Below are 2,357 nucleotides of genomic sequence, written 5' to 3' on the forward strand. Positions count from 1 at the left end.
GGTCACGCCAGGCGCCGGGCACCCGCACCACGTGGTCGGCGAGGGCCGTGCTCGCGCCGAGGACGCCGAGGAGCCGGTCCGCTGTCGCCGGGTCGTCGACCAGCGTCGTCAGCAGGGCGTCACGATCCTCAGCGTCGGCGAGCTCCAGCAGTGACGCCAGCGCCGCGTCGGGGTCGGCGCTGCGGCCGAGCGCGTCGCGCAACCCGTCGGCGTACGGTCCGAGGGCGGTGAGCCCGGCCACGGCCTCGTCGACGCGCTGGAAGCCGAGCCGGAGCAGGGTGCTCCGGTCGGTCCGGCGATCGGTGGGGCTCACGCCACCAACCTAGGCCGTGTGGTCAGAGCAGCGGCAGCATCTGGTCACGCTCGTACTGCGTGACCTGGGCCCGCCACTCCTCCCACTCCTTGCGCTTGTTGCGCAGGAAGAAGTCGTAGACGTGCTCTCCGAGGGTGTCGGCCAGCAGCTCCGACGACTCCGCGACCTCGATCGCCTCCGAGAGGCTGTTGGGCAGCGGACGGATGCCGAGCGCGCGGCGCTCGCGGTCGGAGAGCGCCCAGACGTCGTCCTCCGCCTCACGCGGGAGCTCGTAGCCCTCCTCGATGCCCTTGAGGCCGGCGGCGAGGATCACCGCGAAGGCGAGGTAGGGGTTGCAGGCCGGGTCGATCGTGCGCAGCTCGATGCGGGTCGACTGGCCCTTGTTGGGCTTGTACATCGGCACGCGGACCATCGCCGAGCGGTTGTTGTGGCCCCAGCAGATGTACGACGGGGCCTCACCGCCGCTGACCAGCCGCTTGTAGGAGTTGACCCACTGGTTGGTGACGCAGGTGATCTCGGCCGCGTGGTGCAGGATGCCGGCGATGAAGCGACGACCGGTCTCGGAGAGCTGGTACTCCGCGCCGGCCTCGTAGAAGGCGTTCTGGTCGCCATCGAAGAGCGAGACGTGGGTGTGCATGCCCGAGCCCGGGTGCTCACTGAACGGCTTGGGCATGAAGCTCGCCCAGATGCCCTGGCCCAGCGCCACCTCACGGATGACGGTGCGGAAGGTCATGATGTTGTCGGCCGTGCTCAGCGCGTCGGCGTAGCGCAGGTCGATCTCCTGCTGCCCGGGGCCGCCCTCGTGGTGGGAGAACTCCACCGAGATGCCCATCGCCTCGAGCATCGTGATCGCCTCGCGGCGGAAGTCGGCGCCGAAGGACTGCGCGGTGTGGTCGAAGTAGCCGCTGCGGTCGACAGGGCTGGGGCGCTTGCCCTTCTGGTAGTTCTCCTTGAAGAGGTAGAACTCGATCTCGGGGTGCGTGTAGAAGGTGTAGCCCTTCTCCGCGGCCTTGCCGAGGGTCCGCTTGAGCACGTGTCGCGGGTCGGCGTACGACGGGGAGCCGTCGGGCATCTGGATGTCGCAGAACATGCGGGCGGTCGCGCGACCGTCGTCGTGGCCACGCCACGGCAGGATCTGGAACGTCGACGGGTCCGGCACGGCGAGCATGTCGGACTCGTGGACCCGGGCGAAGCCCTCGATCGCGGAGCCGTCGAAACCGATGCCCTCCTCGAAGGCGCCCTCGAGCTCGGCCGGGGCCACCGCGACGGACTTCAGCGAGCCCAGGACGTCGGTGAACCAGAGGCGCACGAACCGGACGTCGCGCTCTTCGAGTGCGCGGAGAACGAAGTCTTCCTGCTTGCCCATGGCCACACCCTATTGCCTCGCACCCACCGAGCGGCGGAGGCGTCGGTCGGGTTCCCGGAAAACCTGCTCTGACCTGCAGAAATGGAGACTTCCGACTCCTTGTGGGAGGGCGCGGACAGGTCTACCGTCGAAGTGAACCTTCCCAAGACCTGGGGAGCTCTCGAAAGGAACAGAGCCATGGCACTCACCCACGCCATGCACGACATGCGCAACGACATGCGGGACGAGATGCACGACCTGGCGCACATCGCCGAGGTCGACGGTGCACGCCAGGGATACCTCGCCATGTGGGGCACCTTCATGCTGCTCCCGCTGGTCTACGGCCTCGACAAGTTCGCCGGCTTCATGAACGTCGCCTGGGGCGACTTCCTCGCCTCCTGGGTCCACGACGTCCTCCCGGGCACCGACAACACCGAGCTCTACACGCTCGGTGTCATCGAGCTCGCGATCGTTGCGCTGGTCTTCTTCATGCCACGCGTCGGCGGCGACGTCGCCGCGGTCTACCTGGTCCTCTTCGCGATCAACTTCTTCGCGATGGACGGCATGGCGCTCTTCGGCATCGGCTCGCTCGCCCTCGCGTTCTGCGCTCTGGCGATGGCACGCATGTCCACGACCTGGCACCACCACGACGGCTGAGCCTCGGGCTCGCCGCCTCTGATCCCAGGCCCGGCTCCCCCC

The 2,357-nt window shown here is 68.4% G+C and carries 2 protein-coding genes and 1 pseudogene; 1 reads left to right on the forward strand and 2 read right to left on the reverse strand.

Going from position 1 to position 2,357, the window contains the following annotated elements:
* Both VLF38_RS10670 and glnA read right to left on the reverse strand, forming a co-directional pair.
* A pseudogene (locus VLF38_RS10670) lies at positions 1–313 on the reverse strand (bifunctional glutamine-synthetase adenylyltransferase/deadenyltransferase); the annotation flags it as partial.
* A 22-nt stretch (positions 314–335) separates the two neighbouring features.
* A complete protein-coding gene (glnA, locus tag VLF38_RS10675; protein WP_325271243.1) occupies positions 336–1,679 on the reverse strand; it encodes a type I glutamate--ammonia ligase in 1,344 nt (447 codons plus the stop codon).
* A gap of 177 nt (positions 1,680–1,856) precedes the next feature.
* On the opposite strand from glnA, the gene VLF38_RS10680 reads away from it, so the two are divergent.
* The gene (locus tag VLF38_RS10680) at positions 1,857–2,315 is read left to right on the forward strand and encodes a hypothetical protein (RefSeq protein ID WP_325271244.1); all 459 of its coding nucleotides are present in this window, start codon (positions 1,857–1,859) and stop codon (positions 2,313–2,315) included.
* Positions 2,316–2,357 lie beyond the last annotated feature (42 nt).

The organism is Nocardioides sp., from assembly GCF_035481145.1.
GTDB lineage: Bacteria > Actinomycetota > Actinomycetes > Propionibacteriales > Nocardioidaceae > Nocardioides.

Excerpts from the sequence above, each read along its gene's own strand:
- glnA (WP_325271243.1), bottom strand. The coding sequence starts at position 1,679 with ATGGGCAAGCAGGAAGACTTCGTTCTCCGCGCACTCGAAGAGCGCGAC.
- VLF38_RS10680 (WP_325271244.1), top strand. The coding sequence starts at position 1,857 with ATGGCACTCACCCACGCCATGCACGACATGCGCAACGACATGCGGGAC.